This is a genomic window from Micromonospora sp. NPDC023633 (assembly GCF_040640035.1).
Classification (GTDB): domain Bacteria; phylum Actinomycetota; class Actinomycetes; order Mycobacteriales; family Micromonosporaceae; genus Micromonospora.
The window spans coordinates 15,839-29,376 of sequence record NZ_JBFABB010000029.1 but is presented as its reverse complement, the minus strand read 5'-3'; the positions used below and the strand labels follow the sequence as shown (position 1 = coordinate 29,376).

Sequence of the window (13,538 nt, the reverse complement as noted above, 5' to 3'; positions counted from 1 at the left end):
CATGTTCACCGGCATCGTCGAGGAGTTGGGTGAGGTCGTCCGGATCACCGAGACGGCGGGTGACTCGGCGCTGGTCGCGGTCCGCGGCCCGCTGGTCACCTCGGACGCCCGGCACGGCGACTCGATCGCGGTCAACGGCGTCTGCCTGACCGTGGTCGACGTCTCCGACGGGGCCTTCACCGCGGACGTGATGGGGGAGACGCTGCGCCGCTCCGCGCTCGGCGCGCTGCGGGCCGGCGACCCGGTCAACCTGGAGCGGGCCGCCACGCTGGGCAGCCGCCTCGGCGGGCACCTCGTGCAGGGGCACGTCGACGGCGTCGGCGAGGTGGTCGCCCGCGAGCCGGCCGCGCAGTGGGAGACCGTCCGGTTCCGGCTGCCCGCCACCCTGGCCCGGTACGTGGTGGAGAAGGGCTCGATCACGGTCGACGGCGTCTCGCTGACCGTCGCCGGGGTGGGCCCGGACTGGTTCGCGGTCGGGCTGATCCCCACCACGCTGAAGCTGACCACGCTCGGCGCCCGCCGCGTCGGCGACCCGGTCAACCTCGAGGTGGACGTGCTCGCCAAGTACGTCGAGCGGCTGCTCGGCGCCCGGCTGGCCGATTCCGCCCTCCCGGACGCCGGCCCGCCGGTCGCCGGCCTGCCGGGAGTCGCCGCGCCGGACGGAGTGGCCTGATGGGCCCGCTCGGGTGGCTGCTCGACGCGCAGGTCGACATCGCCGGCTCGCCGGTGCTGGTCCGGGAGATCGTCGGCAACGGCTTCGGGCTGGCGTCCGCGCTGTTCGGCCTGCGCCGGCTGGTCTGGGCCTGGCCCGTCGGCATGATCGGCAACGCGTTGCTCTTCACCGTCTTCCTGGGCGGTGTCTTCGCCACACCGCAGGCGCACGACCTCTACGGGCAGGCCGGCCGGCAGGTCTTCTTCTTCTCGGTCAGCGTCTACGGCTGGTGGCGTTGGTCGCGCCACCGCCGCCGGGGCGGCGACGGCGACGGGGTCGCGGTGGCGCCCCGCTGGGCCACCGGCCGGGAGCGGCTGGGCCTGCTGGTCGCGGCCGTGATCGGTACCGCCGCGGCGTACCCGGTGCTCGCCGCCCTCGGCTCCTGGGGGCCGCTGCCGGACGCCTGGATCCTCACCGGCAGCCTGCTCGCCACCTACGGCATGGCCCGCGGCTGGGTGGACTTCTGGCTCGTCTGGATCGCCGTCGACGCGGTCGGCGTGCCGCTGCTGCTGCGCGGCGGGTTCTATCCCTCGGCCGCCATGTACCTCGTCTACGGCGCCTTCTGCGCCTGGGGCCTGGTGGCCTGGTGGCGCACCTCGCGGGCCGCCCGCCCGGCGCCCGCCCCGATCCCGTCGACCTACTCGGAGGCCGTGGCATGACCACTTTCGCCAGCATCGAGCAGGCGGTGGCGGACATCGCCGCCGGCCGGCCCGTCGTCGTGGTCGACGACGCCGACCGGGAGAACGAGGGCGACCTGATCTTCGCCGCCGAGCTGGCGACGCCGGAGCTGCTCGCGTTCATGGTGCGCCACACGTCCGGCTACATCTGCGCGCCGCTGACCGAGAGCGAGTGCGACCGGCTGGACCTGCCGCCGCAGCACCACACCAACCAGGACCGGCGCGGCACCGCCTACACGGTGACCGTGGACGCCCGGGAGGGCGTCAGCACCGGCATCTCCGCCGCCGACCGGGCGCACACCATCCGGCTGCTCGCCGACCCCGGCACCGGCCCGGCCGACCTGGCCCGCCCCGGGCACGTGGTGCCGCTGCGGGCCCGCGAGGGCGGCGTGCTGCGCCGGCCCGGCCACACCGAGGCCGCCGTCGACCTGACGCGCCTGGCCGGGCTGCGTCCCGCCGGCGTGCTCTGCGAGCTGGTCAACGACGACGGCACCATGATGCGGGTGCCGGACCTGGAGAAGTTCTGCGCCGAGCACTCCCTGACCCTGATCACCATCGCCGACCTGGTCGCGTACCGGCGGCGGACCGAGAAGCAGGTCGAGCGGGTCGCCGACGCCCGGATGCCCACCCGGCACGGCGTGTTCCGGGCCCTGGGCTACCGCAGCGAGCACGACTCGGCCGAGCACGTCGCCCTGGTCATCGGTGAGATCGGCGACGGGCGGGACGTGCTGGTGCGGGTGCACTCCGAGTGCCTCACCGGGGACGTGTTCGGCTCGGTGCGCTGCGACTGCGGCCCGCAGCTCGATGCCGCGCTGGACCGGGTCGCCCGGGAGGGGCGGGGCGTGGTGCTCTACGTGCGCGGGCACGAGGGGCGCGGCATCGGGCTGCTGCACAAGCTCCAGGCGTACCAGCTCCAGGACGAGGGCCGGGACACGGTGGACGCCAACCTCGACCTGGGCCTGCCGGCCGACGCCCGCGACTACGGCACCGGCGCGCAGATCCTCTACGACATCGGGGTGCGCTCGATGCGGCTGCTCACCAACAACCCGGCCAAGCGCGCCGGCCTGGAGGGCTACGGGCTGACCGTCATCGGCCGCGAGGGGCTGCCGGTGCGGCCGCACCCGGAGAACGTGCGCTACCTGCGCACCAAGCGGGACCGGATGGGGCACCTGCTGGACGAGCTGGACGAGGTGACCGAGGCCCCGATGGGCCGCCCCGTCCTCGGCGACGAGATCGGAGCGTAGGCATGGCGGGTTTCGGTGAACCGGGCGTGACGGCGGTGGACGCCGCCGGGATGACCGTCGGCGTGGTCGCCGCGCGGTGGCACGGCGAGCTGACCGACCACATGCTGGACCGGGCGGTCGCCGCCGCCCGGGCGTGCGGGGCCAGGGCGGTCACCGCCCGGGTGGCCGGCTCGGTCGAGCTGCCCGTGGTGGCCCAGGCCCTCGCGCGGCGCTGCGACGTGGTGGTCGCGCTCGGCGTGGTGGTCCGCGGCGCCACCGCCCACTTCGACTACGTCTGCCGCTCCGTCACCGACGGGCTGACCCGGGTGGCGCTGGACGAGGGCAAGCCCGTCGCGCACGGCGTCCTCACCGTCGACACCCTCGCGCAGGCCCGGGACCGGGCCGGGTTGCCCGACTCCGCGGAGGACAAGGGCTGGTCGGCCACCGTCGCCGCCCTCGACGCGGCCCTGGCCATCCGCGCCCTGGCCAGCAACGGGCAGCGGGTCGGCTTCGGCGGCTGACCCGGTTGCCGCGTCCGCACCGGGGCCGGGCGCTCCGGACGGTCCCGGTCGGTGAGCGGGGCCTGACCCGGCGCGCCGGGGCGGTCGGGCCGGCTGGAAGAATCGCGGCGTGAAGACGTTCGAGGAGTTGTTCGCCGAGCTGCAGGCCAAGGCCGCCGCGGGCACCCCCGGCTCGGGCACGGTCGCCGCGCTCGAGAAGGGCGTGCACTTCATCGGCAAGAAGGTCGTCGAGGAGGCGGCCGAGTCGTGGATGGCCGCCGAGCACGAGGGGCCCGAGCGCACCGCCGAGGAGATCTCCCAGCTGCTCTACCAGGTCCAGGTGCTGATGCTGGCCAGCGGTCTCGACCTGAAGGACGTCTACCGACATCTGTGAGTGCGCCCCGTCGTTGATCAGTTTCGATCGAAGGAGCACTCCGTCATGCTGCGTGTCGCCATTCCCAACAAGGGCACCCTGGCCGAGCCGGCCGCCCAGATGCTGCGCGAGGCGGGCTACCGCCAGCGCACCGACCCGAAGGACCTCGTCTGCCGGGACGAGGCCAACGACGTCGAATTCTTCTACCTGCGCCCGAAGGACATCGCCACCTACGTCGGCTCCGGTGACCTGGACCTGGGCATCACCGGCCGGGACCTGCTGATCGACTCCGGCGCCCCCGCCGAGGAGGTCGTCGACCTCGCCTTCGGTCGGGCCACCTTCCGCTTCGCCGCCCGCCCCGACGACATCGCCTCCGTGCAGGAACTGGGCGGGCACCGGATCGCCACCGCGTACCCGGGGCTCGTCGAGCGGCACCTCGGGGAGCTGGGCGTCAAGGCCGAGGTGATCCGCCTCGACGGCGCCGTGGAGAACGCCGTACGGCTCGGCGTCGCCGACGTGGTCGCCGACGTGGTGGAGACGGGCGCCACGCTGCGCCAGGCCGGCCTGGTCGTCTTCGGCGAGCCGCTGCTGCGCTCGTCGGCCGTGCTGGTCCGCCGCGCCGCCGCCCCGACCCACCCGCAGTCCGCGCAGCTGCTGCGCCGGCTGCACGGGGTGCTGGTCGCCCGCCGCTACGTGATGCTCGCCTACGACGTGCCGGCCGGCCTGCTCGACCGGGCCAGTTCGCTGACCCCGGGCATCGAGTCGCCGACCGTCTCCCCGCTGCACCGCGAGGGCTGGGTGGCGGTGCAGGCGATGGTGCTCCGCGACGACGTGCACCGGATCATGGACGAGCTGTACGAGCTCGGCGCCCGCGCGATCCTGGTCACCAACATCCACGCCTGCCGGCTGTGACACGCCCGCCCACGGCGGCGGGCGCCCCGGCACCGTCCCCGGCGTCGCGCGCCCTGCCGCCGTGGGCGGCGCTGACCCTGGTCACCCTGGCCGGCGTCGCCTCGGCGGCCCAGGGCGCCGTCAACGCCGAGTTGGGCGTGCGGGCCGGCAACCCCACCCTGGGCGCGGTGGTCAACAACCTCGGCGGGGCGTTGCTGGTCGGCCTCGGGGTCCTGGCGCTGCCGTCGGCGCGGACCGGTCTGGTCGCGCTGCGCCGGGCCCGGCTGCCCTGGTGGGCGTACCTGGGCGGGCTCGGCGGCGCGGGCATCGTGCTGGCGGGCGCGTACATCGTGCCGGTGCTCGGGGTGGCGATCTTCACCATCGCCCAGGTCGCCGGTGGCAGCCTCGGCGGGCTGGCCGTCGACCGGGCCGGGCTGGCGCCGGTGGGGCGGCTGGCGCTCACCCGGCCACGGGTCGCCGGGGCGCTGCTCGGCGTGGCCGCCGTGACGCTGGCCCAGCTCGGCCAGCCCGTCGGCGACCTCGCCCTCGGTCTGGTCCTGCTCGCCGTGGCCGGCGGGCTGGGGGTGGCGCTCCAGTCCGCGCTGAACGCGCGGGTCTCCGCCGCCAGCTCGGCCGCCGCCGGGATGGTGGTCAACTTCGCCACGGCCACGCCCGTCGTGCTGCTGGTCGCGGCGCTGGCCGGCGCCCTCACCGGGCCGGGCCCGACCTGGCCGGGCGACTGGTACCTCTACACCGGCGGCCTGCTCGGCGTCGTCATCGTGGCCGCCCTGCTGGTCGGGGTCCCGGCGGTCGGCGTGCTGCGGACCGGACTGGCCCTGGTCGCCGGCCAGCTGGGCGGCGCGCTGCTGCTGGACGCGCTGTTGCCGGGCGGTCCCGGCCTGCGGCTGCCGGTGCTCGCCGGGGCGCTGCTCACCCTGCTGGCCGCCCTGGTCGCCGGCCGGGGGACCGCCCGGCGGGGCTCCGGGAAGGTCGTCCCGCCCCAGGGACGTGTGGCGGCGCGGGAACGGCCGGGGGCGGGTGGCAAACTGGTGGGGTGAGCGAAACCGAGTCCGTCCAGCTCCGCCCGCGCCGCATCCGACTGGTCTGCTGGACCTCCGCGGCCGTGCTGCTCGTGGTGTTCAGCCTGGTGGCCACCTCGCTGAGCGGCGCGACCGGCAACGGCTACGGCAGCTTCCAGCGGGGCGACCAGATCGCGATGGTCGGCCTCGGCGTCCTCGGCGCGCTCGCCTTCCTGATCTTCACCCGCCCCCGGGTCGACGCGAACGCGTCGGGGGTGCGCGTGCGCAACGTCGTCGGCTCGTACGAGCTGCCGTGGGAGGTCGTCCGGGGGGTCCGCTTCGACCGGGGCGCGCCCTGGGCCAGCCTGGAGCTGCACGACGACGACCTGCTGCCGATGGTCGCCCTGCAGGCCGCCGACAAGGAGCGGGCCGTCGAGGGGGTCCGCGCCCTGCGCCGGCTGCACCAGGCGCACCAGGCCCGGCTCGCCGAGGGCGCCGCTGGCCGCTGACCCGGGCGCCCGGTTGGGACGACGCCCGGGCGAGGGTGTAGTGTGGTCGAGTCGACCAGGCTGTCTCCGCGTGTGCGCAGTCGCGCCCATGCACACAGCCTTGAAAGAGGAGCGCCTGCTCCCACCCGAGTCGCCACCACGGCGGCCGGGTCCGGTCACCGGTTCCGGGCACGTCCCGGCGCCGGATGCGCGATCATGTGATCGTGCCCGACCGGTCGAGCGGGCCCTGGCATGCGCCGGGGCCTTCTGCTTTCCAGGTCGGCTCCCACCCGGGAGCCGCGGGGTCGGCCACGCAGAGATCTTGACTCGAGGAGGCCCCATCAGCGTCGAACCACGCGTGAACGAGCAGATCCGGGCACGTGAGGTCCGACTGGTCGGCCCCGAGGGTGAGCAGGTGGGCATCGTCCCGCTGGAGCGCGCCCTTCAGCTGGCCGCGGACGTCGACCTGGACCTGGTCGAGGTTGCGCCGATGGCGCGCCCGCCGGTGTGCAAGCTCATGGACTTCGGCAAGTTCAAGTACGAGAGCGCACTGAAGGCGCGCGAAGCGCGGCGTAACCAGCAACAGACCGTCATCAAGGAGATGAAGCTCCGGCCGAAGATCGACCCGCACGACTACGAGACCAAGAAGGGTCACGTGGTGCGGTTCCTGAAGGCCGGCGACAAGGTCAAGGTGACGATCATGTTCCGCGGTCGCGAGCAGAGCCGTCCGGAGCTGGGCTACCGGCTCCTGCGCCGGCTCGAGTCGGAGATCTCGGAGCTGGGGTACGTCGAGGCCGCTCCCAAGCAGGACGGTCGAAACATGATCATGGTGCTCGCGCCGCACCGCGCCACGAAGGCCGCCGCGGTCGCCGCCACGGCCACCCGGGGCGGGCCGAGGGAGCGGGACGCCGAGGGCGCCCCGGCCGGCGAGCCCGCGGCGGCCGGTGACACCGGCACAGTCGCCGACAACAGCGGCGAGTAACAGGGGAGAGACGTTCCACATGCCGAAGATGAAGAGCCACACGGGGATGGGCAAGCGGGTCAAGGTGACCGGCAAGGGCAAGATCGTTGCCCAGCAGGCCGGCCTCCGGCACAACCTGGAGAAGAAGCCCTCCACCCAGACCCGTCGGCTGACCGGCACCGTGGTGCTGGCCAAGGCCGATGTCAAGCGCATCAAGAAGCTGCTCGGCCGCTGACGCGCGCCACCTTACGTAACTAGGAGTTGAGATGGCACGCGTCAAGCGGGCTGTGAACGCCCAGAAGAAGCGCCGTACCCTGCTGGAGACCGCGAGCGGCTACCGCGGTCAGCGCTCCCGCCTGTACCGCAAGGCCAAGGAGCAGGTGCTGCACTCGATGCAGTACGCCTACCGGGACCGTCGCGACCGCAAGGGCGACTTCCGGCAGCTGTGGATCCAGCGGATCAACGCGGGCGCCCGCGCCAACGGGATGACCTACAACCGCCTGATCCAGGGCCTGCGCCTGGCCGGCATCGAGGTCGACCGCAAGATCCTGGCCGACCTGGCCGTCAACGACGCCGCCGCCTTCGCGGCGATCGTCGAGCTGGCCCGGGCCGCGGTCACGGCCGAGGGCACCGGCGGCGCGGCGGCCCAGGCCGCCTGATCCCCACGCACCAGCAGATCGAGGCGTCTCCCATGCAGTCACCATCGCGCGGGAGACGCCTCGACGCTGTCTCCGGCCCCTTCACCCCGCGTACGCCCCGGGTGGTCGCCGCCCGCCGGTTGCAGCGCCGCCGGGACCGCGAGGCCGCCGGGCGCTTCCTGGCCGAGGGGCCGCAGGCGGTCCGCGAGGCCCTGGCCCGCCCGGGGGTGGTCACCGAACTCTTCGGTACGCCCGCCGCCCTGGACCGGCACGCCGACCTGGCCGCCGTCGCGGCCCGCGCCGACGTGCCCGTCTCCGAGGCGACCGACGAGGCGCTCGCCGCGCTGGCCGAGACCGTCGCCCCGCAGGGCCTCGTCGCCGTCTGCCGCCACCTCGACGTGCCCCTGGAGCAGGCCCTGGCCGGCGGGCCCCGCCTGGTGGCCGTGCTCGCCGAGATCCGCGACCCGGGCAACGCCGGCACCGTGCTGCGCACCGCCGACGCGGCGGGCGCCGGCGCGGTGGTCTTCGCGGGCGAGGCCGTCGACCCGTACAACGGCAAGTGCGTGCGGGCGTCGGCCGGCAGCCTCTTCCACGTCGACGTGGTCCTCGCGCCCGACCCGGTGGACGTGGTCGCGGCGCTGCGCGCCGCCGGGCTCGCCGTGCTCGCCACCACCGGCTACGGCGAGGACGACCTCGACGACCTCGCCGACGCCGGGAGGCTCGCCGCCCCCACCGCCTGGCTCTTCGGCTCCGAGGCGCACGGCCTGCCCGAGGCCCTCACCGCCGCCGCCGACGCCCGGGTCCGGGTGCCCCTGCACGGGCGCGCCGAGAGCCTGAACCTGGCTGCGGCCGCCGCGGTCTGCCTGTACGCTTCAGCGAGAGCACAGCGGCGGCCGTGACCCGGCCGCCCCCAAGGCACGGACCACAGGGGAGAGCCTCCGCCCATGAACGCGCCACGGCGTTCGTTTAGCCAGCCCGCCGGTGTCGGCGGGCGGCGGGCCTGACCTGCTCTCCGCACAACTCCCACCGGCGGGCTGCGGCACAGCCGCGCGTCCGTAGACTCGCTTCGCCGCCCGTGAGGGCTGGCGCCGCCGTGAGGGAGTGCCCGTACGCCATGAGCTACCGCAACGATCCGTACGACCCGAAGCAGGTCGCCCTGCTCGACCCGGCCGCCCTGGCCGAGGCCGTCGCCGCCGCCGAGAAGGCGTTCGCCGAGGCCGGTGACCCGGACGCGCTGACCGCGCTGCGCCCGGCGCACCTCGGCGACCGGTCCCCGGTCTCGCTGGCCCGCCGCGAGATCGGCGCGCTGCCGCCGGCGGCGAAGTCCGACGCCGGCAAGCGGGTCAACGAGGCCCGCCGCGCCATCGAGGCCGCGTACGCCGCCCGCCAGGAGGTCCTGGAGCGGGAGCAGGCGCAACGGGTGCTGGTGGAGGAGCGCGTCGACGTGACGCTGCCCCACGACCGGCGGCCCCGGGGCGCCCGGCACCCGATCAGCACCCTGATGGAGCAGATCAACGACCTCTTCGTCGGCATGGGCTACGAGGTGGCCGAGGGGCCCGAGGTCGAGCTGGAGTGGACCAACTTCGACGCGCTCAACATCCCCGCCGACCACCCGGCGCGCGGCCTGATGGACACCTTCCACGTCGCCCCCGCCGAGGCCGCCGGCGAGGCGGGCGGGTCGGGCCTCGTCCTGCGGACCCACACCTCGCCGGTGCAGGCGCGCACCATGCTGACCCGCACGCCGCCGATCTACGTGATCGTGCCCGGCCGGGTCTACCGCACGGACGAGCTGGACGCCACCCACGCGCCGGTCTTCCACCAGGTGGAGGGCCTCGTCGTGGACAGGGGCATCACCATGGCGCACCTGCGCGGCACCCTGGACCACTTCGCCCGGGCGATGTTCGGCGAGGGCGCGAAGACCCGCTTCCGGCCGCACTACTTCCCGTTCACCGAGCCGTCCGCCGAGTTCGACGTCTGGTTCCCCGAGCACCGCGACGGCCCGCGCTGGGTCGAGTGGGGCGGTTGCGGCATGGTCAACCCGCGGGTGCTGCGCGCCTGCGGCATCGACCCCGAGGTCTACTCCGGATTCGCGTTCGGCATGGGCATCGACCGGACGGTGATGTTCCGGCACGGGGTCAGCGACATGCGGGACATGGCCGAGGGCGACGTGCGGTTCACCCGCGCGTTCGGGACCGGGGCGTAGGCGATGCGGGTACGAGTCACGGAGACGGTGGTCTGAGTCATGCGAGTTTCTGTCAGTTGGCTGCGGGAGTACGTCGACCTCCCCGCCGACCTGCCCACCCGGGACCTGGAGCAGGCCCTGGTCGACCTCGGCATCGAGGTCGAGTCCGTGGTGGACCTGCGGGAGACCGTCACCGGTCAGCTGGTGGTCGGCGAGGTCCTCCAGATCGAGGAGTTGACCGGCTTCAAGAAGCCGATCCGGTTCTGCCGGGTCGACGTCGGCGACGCCAACGGCACCGGCGAGCCGCAGGAGATCGTCTGCGGGGCGCGCAACTTCGTCCCCGGCGACCGGGTCGTGGTGATCCTCCCCGGCGGCGTGCTGCCCGGCGGCTTCGCCATCGGCGCGCGCAAGACGTACGGGCGCAACTCCAACGGCATGATCTGCTCGGCCAAGGAGTTGGGTCTGGGCGACGACCACTCGGGCATCATCGTGCTGCCCGAGGACACCCCGGCCAAGCCGGGCGACGACGCGCGGCCCGTCGTCGGGCTCGACGACGTCGTGGTCGAGGTGGAGATCACCCCCGACCGGGGGTACGCGATGAGCGTCCGCGGCCTGGCCCGGGAGCTGTCGCACGCCCTGGGCGTGCCGTTCCGCGACCCGGGCCTGGCGCCCGCGCCCGGCGGCACCGACTCGCCGGCGTACCCGGTCGGGGTGCGCGACACGGTCGGCTGCGACCGGTTCGCCGCCCGCCTCGTGCGCGGCGTCGACCCGACGGCGCCGACCCCCGGCTGGATGCAGCGGCGGCTCACCGTCGCCGGCATCCGCAGCATCTCGCTGCCGGTCGACATCACCAACTACGTGATGCTCGAGCTGGGCCAGCCGATGCACGCGTTCGACGCCGACCGGATCGCCGGGCCGCTGGTGGTCCGCCGCGCCGAGGCGGGGGAGAAGCTCACCACCCTGGACGGGGTCACCCGGGCCCTCGCGCCCGAGGACATGGTGATCTGCGACGACACGGGCCCGATCTCGCTGGCCGCCGTGATGGGTGGCGAGACCAGCGAGGTCGTCGCCGGGACGACGAACGTGCTCTTCGAGGCCGCCCACTGGGACCCGGTGATGGTCGGGCGCACCGCCCGGCGGCACAAGCTGTTCAGCGAGGCGGCGAAGCGGTGGGAGCGGGGCGTCGACCCGGCCCTGCCGCTGGTCGCCGTCGCGCGGGCGGTCCGGCTGCTCACCGAGCACGCCGGTGGCGCGGCCGGGGACGAGATCCTCGACATCGACCACGTCCGGCCGCGTACCCCGGTCGTGCTGCCGGCCGACCTGCCGACCCGGCGGGTCGGCGTGAGCTACCCGCCGGCGCGGGTGGTCGCCCTGCTGGAGCAGGTCGGCTGCACGGTCGCCCGGGGCGCCGACCGGCTGGCCGAGGACCCGGGCGAGGTCGGCGTGGCCGCCGGCACCGGCGGCGCGCTCAGCGTCACCCCGCCGACCTGGCGGCCCGACCTGACCGACCCGGCCGACCTGGTCGAGGAGGTGGTCCGTCTCGACGGGTACGACCGGGTGCCGTCCGTGCTGCCCACCGCGCCGCCCGGCCGCGGCCTGACCTGGCAGCAGCGGCGCCGCCGGGCCGTGGCCCGATCGCTCGCCGAGCGGGGGTACGTGGAGGTGCTCGCGCATCCGTTCGTCGGCCCCGGGCTGGCCGACCAGCTCGGCCTGCCCGCCGACGACCCGCGTCGGCGGGCGGTGCGGCTGGCCAACCCGCTGTCGGAGGAGGAGCCGCTGCTGCGCACCACGCTGCTCGGCCCGCTGCTCGGCATCGTGAAGCGCAACCTCGGCCGGGGCCAGCGTGACCTCGCCCTCTACGAGATCGGCGCGGTGTTCCACCCGCGCCCCGGCGCCGGCCGTCCGCCGGCGATGGGCGTGGACCGGCGACCCACCGACGAGGAGTTCGCCGCCGCCGACGCGGTGGTGCCCGACCAGCCCCGGCACGTCGCCGTCGTCCTGACCGGCGACGTCGAGCCGGCCGGCTGGTGGGGCGCGGGCCGCCCGGCCGGCTGGGCGGACGCCGTGGAGGCCGGCCGCGACGTGCTGGCCGCCGCCGACGTGCCCGCGGACCGGATCGAGGTCCGGGCCGCCGAGTACGCCCCCTGGCACCCCGGCCGGTGCGCCGAGCTGCTGGTCGACGGCACGGTGGTCGGGCACGCCGGCGAGCTGCACCCGACGGTCGTGGCGGCGCTGGAGCTGCCCCGGCGCACCAGCGCCATGGAACTCGACCTGGACGCGCTGCCGGCCGCCCCGGTGGCGTCCGCGCCGGTCGTCTCGGGCTTCCCCCCGGCGCTGATCGACGTGGCGCTGGTCGTCGACTCCTCGGTGCCCGCGGCGCAGGTGCAGCAGGCCCTCGTCGGGGGCGCCGGCGGGCTGCTGGAGGGGGTGCGCCTGTTCGACGTGTACGCCTCGGAGCAGCTGGGGGCGGGCCGCAGGTCGCTGGCGTACAAGCTCACCTTCCGGGCCCCGGACCGGACGCTGACCGTGGAGGAGGCGGTGGCCGCCCGGGACGCGGCGGTCGCCCGTGCCGCGGAGCGCTTCGGCGCCACCCTGCGCGGCGCCTGAGCGACGACGAGGGGTCCCTCCCGCACCGGCGGGAGGGACCCCTCGTCGCTGCCCGGCTGGCGTCGGCGGGTGACCGGTGCCGCATCCGATTCTCATGCAGTGGAACGTATGAACTTGCAGTGCCGGATCGCCGGCTGCTAGCCTTCGCTGCATAGTCATGCGGAGGTGAGGATGAGTATCCGAGTCGCGGTCGCCGGGGCGAGCGGCTACGCCGGGGGCGAGCTGATCCGCCTGGTCGCCGGGCACCCGGAGTTCGACCTGGTCGCCGCCACGGCGCACAGCCAGGCCGGGCACCGGCTCGACGTCGTACACCCGCAGCTCGCCGGCCTCGACATGGTCCTCGGCGAGACGGACGCGGCGACGCTGGCCGACGCGGACCTGGTCTTCCTGGCCCTGCCGCACGGCCAGTCGGCGGCCCTGGCGGCCCAGCTGCCGCCCAAGGTCCGCGTCGTCGACCTGGGCGCCGACCACCGCCTCGCCGACCCGTACGCCTGGGCCAACTACTACGGCGGCACGCACGCCGGGCCGTGGACCTACGGCCTGCCGGAGCTGCCCGGCCAGCGGGAGCTGATCGCCGGCGCCACCCGGGTCGCCAGCACCGGCTGCTACGCCGCCGCGATCATCCTGGCCCTGGCCCCGCTGGTCGCCGCGGGCGCCGCCTCCCCGGCCGACGTGGTGGTCGTGGCCGCCTCCGGCACCTCCGGCGCCGGCAAGGCGGCCAAGCCGCACCTGCTCGGCAGCGAGGTGATGGGCGACCTGTCGCCCTACCGCGTGGGCACCCACCAGCACGTCCCGGAGATCAAGCAGGCCACCGGCGCGACCGGCCTGTCGTTCACGCCGGTGCTCGCGCCGATGCCCCGGGGCATCCTGGCCACCGTGACCGCCGTGCCGGCCCGGGGCGTCGACCCGCGGGCGGTGCTCGCCGAGGCGTACGCCGACGCGCCGTTCGTGCACGTCCTGCCGGAGGGGGCCTGGCCGCACACCGCCGCCACCCTCGGCTCCAACTCCTGCCACCTGCAGGCCACGGTCGACGTCGACTCCCGCCGGATGATCGTGCTGAGCGCGCTGGACAACCTCGGCAAGGGCGCCGCCGGCCAGGCCGTGCAGAACGCCAACCTCATGTGCGGCCTGCCGGAGACGACGGGCCTGTCCGTCTGGGGGATCGCACCGTGAGCGCGAGGAGTGCAGCGCAGCGGAGCCCCGCAGTCGCGAACGAAGGAGCAGCGTCGGTGAGCGCGAGGAGTGCAGCGCAGCGGAGCCCCGCAGT

At 75.0% G+C, this 13,538-nt stretch carries 15 protein-coding genes; all 15 read left to right on the top strand.

What is annotated here, in order from left to right:
• The first annotated feature begins 1 nt into the window (after position 1).
• The 15 genes from AB0G13_RS12050 (at position 2) to argC (ending at position 13,444) form a co-directional block, all read left to right on the top strand.
• A complete protein-coding gene (locus AB0G13_RS12050) occupies positions 2–673 on the top strand; it encodes a riboflavin synthase (protein ID WP_357872548.1) in 672 nt (223 codons plus the stop codon).
• On the top strand, positions 673–1,371 hold the full coding sequence (gene pnuC / locus AB0G13_RS12045) for a nicotinamide riboside transporter PnuC (RefSeq protein WP_357872546.1): 699 nt from the start codon (positions 673–675) through the stop codon (positions 1,369–1,371). The genes AB0G13_RS12050 and pnuC overlap by 1 nt, the downstream gene beginning before the upstream one ends.
• A complete protein-coding gene (locus AB0G13_RS12040; protein WP_357872544.1) occupies positions 1,368–2,633 on the top strand; it encodes a bifunctional 3,4-dihydroxy-2-butanone-4-phosphate synthase/GTP cyclohydrolase II in 1,266 nt (421 codons plus the stop codon). Before pnuC ends, AB0G13_RS12040 begins: the two co-directional genes overlap by 4 nt.
• A gap of 2 nt (positions 2,634–2,635) precedes the next feature.
• Complete coding sequence (gene ribH / locus AB0G13_RS12035) at positions 2,636–3,133, top strand: 6,7-dimethyl-8-ribityllumazine synthase (protein WP_357872541.1); 498 nt, start codon at positions 2,636–2,638, stop codon at positions 3,131–3,133.
• A gap of 109 nt (positions 3,134–3,242) precedes the next feature.
• Positions 3,243–3,506, top strand: a complete 264-nt coding sequence (locus tag AB0G13_RS12030; RefSeq protein ID WP_088947482.1) for a phosphoribosyl-ATP diphosphatase — start codon at positions 3,243–3,245, stop codon at positions 3,504–3,506.
• A 45-nt stretch (positions 3,507–3,551) separates the two neighbouring features.
• The gene (gene hisG / locus AB0G13_RS12025; protein ID WP_357872539.1) at positions 3,552–4,397 is read left to right on the top strand and encodes an ATP phosphoribosyltransferase; all 846 of its coding nucleotides are present in this window, start codon (positions 3,552–3,554) and stop codon (positions 4,395–4,397) included.
• Positions 4,394–5,434, top strand: coding sequence for a DMT family transporter (locus tag AB0G13_RS12020; RefSeq protein ID WP_357872536.1), 1,041 nt, complete (start codon positions 4,394–4,396; stop codon positions 5,432–5,434). The genes hisG and AB0G13_RS12020 overlap by 4 nt, the downstream gene beginning before the upstream one ends.
• On the top strand, positions 5,431–5,904 hold the full coding sequence (locus AB0G13_RS12015; RefSeq protein WP_357872533.1) for a PH domain-containing protein: 474 nt from the start codon (positions 5,431–5,433) through the stop codon (positions 5,902–5,904). Before AB0G13_RS12020 ends, AB0G13_RS12015 begins: the two co-directional genes overlap by 4 nt.
• 337 nt (positions 5,905–6,241) lie before the next feature.
• Positions 6,242–6,865, top strand: a complete 624-nt coding sequence (gene infC, locus AB0G13_RS12010) for a translation initiation factor IF-3 (RefSeq protein WP_089000940.1) — start codon at positions 6,242–6,244, stop codon at positions 6,863–6,865.
• Positions 6,866–6,884: 19 nt separating this feature from the next.
• Positions 6,885–7,079, top strand: coding sequence for a 50S ribosomal protein L35 (gene rpmI, locus AB0G13_RS12005; protein ID WP_007458415.1), 195 nt, complete (start codon positions 6,885–6,887; stop codon positions 7,077–7,079).
• Between the two features lie 31 nt (positions 7,080–7,110).
• Positions 7,111–7,503 carry a 50S ribosomal protein L20 gene (rplT, locus tag AB0G13_RS12000; protein WP_184184750.1) on the top strand — a complete coding sequence of 131 codons (393 nt, stop codon included), beginning with the start codon at positions 7,111–7,113 and terminating at the stop codon, positions 7,501–7,503.
• Between the two features lie 32 nt (positions 7,504–7,535).
• Complete coding sequence (locus AB0G13_RS11995; protein ID WP_357872530.1) at positions 7,536–8,381, top strand: RNA methyltransferase; 846 nt, start codon at positions 7,536–7,538, stop codon at positions 8,379–8,381.
• Positions 8,382–8,596: 215 nt separating this feature from the next.
• Positions 8,597–9,685 carry a phenylalanine--tRNA ligase subunit alpha gene (gene pheS, locus AB0G13_RS11990; protein ID WP_357872527.1) on the top strand — a complete coding sequence of 363 codons (1,089 nt, stop codon included), beginning with the start codon at positions 8,597–8,599 and terminating at the stop codon, positions 9,683–9,685.
• 39 nt (positions 9,686–9,724) lie between these two features.
• A complete protein-coding gene (gene pheT / locus AB0G13_RS11985) occupies positions 9,725–12,271 on the top strand; it encodes a phenylalanine--tRNA ligase subunit beta (protein WP_357872525.1) in 2,547 nt (848 codons plus the stop codon).
• Positions 12,272–12,442: 171 nt separating this feature from the next.
• Positions 12,443–13,444, top strand: coding sequence for an N-acetyl-gamma-glutamyl-phosphate reductase (argC, locus tag AB0G13_RS11980; RefSeq protein ID WP_357872522.1), 1,002 nt, complete (start codon positions 12,443–12,445; stop codon positions 13,442–13,444).
• The last annotated feature ends 94 nt before the right edge of the window (positions 13,445–13,538 follow it).

Excerpts from the sequence above, each read along its gene's own strand:
- pnuC (WP_357872546.1), top strand. The coding sequence starts at position 673 with ATGGGCCCGCTCGGGTGGCTGCTCGACGCGCAGGTCGACATCGCCGGC.
- AB0G13_RS12040 (WP_357872544.1), top strand. The coding sequence starts at position 1,368 with ATGACCACTTTCGCCAGCATCGAGCAGGCGGTGGCGGACATCGCCGCC.
- AB0G13_RS12050 (WP_357872548.1), top strand. The coding sequence starts at position 2 with ATGTTCACCGGCATCGTCGAGGAGTTGGGTGAGGTCGTCCGGATCACC.
- ribH (WP_357872541.1), top strand. The coding sequence starts at position 2,636 with ATGGCGGGTTTCGGTGAACCGGGCGTGACGGCGGTGGACGCCGCCGGG.
- pheS (WP_357872527.1), top strand. The coding sequence starts at position 8,597 with ATGAGCTACCGCAACGATCCGTACGACCCGAAGCAGGTCGCCCTGCTC.
- rplT (WP_184184750.1), top strand. The coding sequence starts at position 7,111 with ATGGCACGCGTCAAGCGGGCTGTGAACGCCCAGAAGAAGCGCCGTACC.
- pheT (WP_357872525.1), top strand. The coding sequence starts at position 9,725 with ATGCGAGTTTCTGTCAGTTGGCTGCGGGAGTACGTCGACCTCCCCGCC.
- hisG (WP_357872539.1), top strand. The coding sequence starts at position 3,552 with ATGCTGCGTGTCGCCATTCCCAACAAGGGCACCCTGGCCGAGCCGGCC.
- AB0G13_RS11995 (WP_357872530.1), top strand. The coding sequence starts at position 7,536 with ATGCAGTCACCATCGCGCGGGAGACGCCTCGACGCTGTCTCCGGCCCC.
- argC (WP_357872522.1), top strand. The coding sequence starts at position 12,443 with ATGAGTATCCGAGTCGCGGTCGCCGGGGCGAGCGGCTACGCCGGGGGC.
- rpmI (WP_007458415.1), top strand. The coding sequence starts at position 6,885 with ATGCCGAAGATGAAGAGCCACACGGGGATGGGCAAGCGGGTCAAGGTG.